The organism is Extibacter sp. GGCC_0201, assembly GCF_017566055.1.
GTDB lineage: Bacteria > Bacillota > Clostridia > Lachnospirales > Lachnospiraceae > Extibacter.
On the sequence record NZ_JABFCH010000070.1, the window covers coordinates 1 to 620 of the forward strand.

The following is a 620-nucleotide window of genomic DNA, read 5'->3' on the forward strand; positions in this document are numbered from 1 at the left end:
TTTCATCGGCTCTTAGTGCCAAGGCATCCACCATATGCTCTTTCTAGCATGACCAGCTCGCCTCGGGAGGTACGGGTGTGCCTCCTTCCGCTCCACATGCCTAGCGTGGCATGTGCTGGCTTCTCAGGTAATACCCGCCGGGCCGCTAACGCCTGGCAGGATGTTTTTTCGATTCGTTGTCTCGAATATCGGTTAATGTTGCTAACATTACCTCGGATGTCTTGATTAAATTAAGATATTTAATCGTGCCATACCATCTGCTTGTCAGCGATGATATGACCCTTTCTCGTATGCAGTTTTCAAGGTACATGGCTGATGCGCTGTTCTGCATCAATGGAGAATACGAGATTCGAACTCGTGACCTCCTGCTTGCAAGGCAGGCGCTCTCCCAACTGAGCTAATCCCCCGTCTGGTATTGTCTGTCCCTATTCAGTTGCAGCCGCCTTTCCTTTCCAGGCGAAGGCTTGCTTACATAGGCTTAAGCGGGCCTTACCTCCTTGGGCGAAGGCTTGCTTACATGGGCTTAAGTGGGCCTTACCTCCTCAGATGAAGGCTTGCTTACATGGGCTTAAGCGGGCCTTACCTCCTTGGGCGAAGGCTTGCTTACATGGGCTTAAGTG

Annotated in this window: 1 tRNA gene; it reads right to left on the reverse strand. The window is 51.5% G+C overall.

The features are described from left to right. Positions 1 to 334 precede the first annotated feature (334 nt). Positions 335 to 407: transfer RNA gene (locus HJV72_RS18790), tRNA-Ala, on the reverse strand. Positions 408 to 620 lie beyond the last annotated feature (213 nt).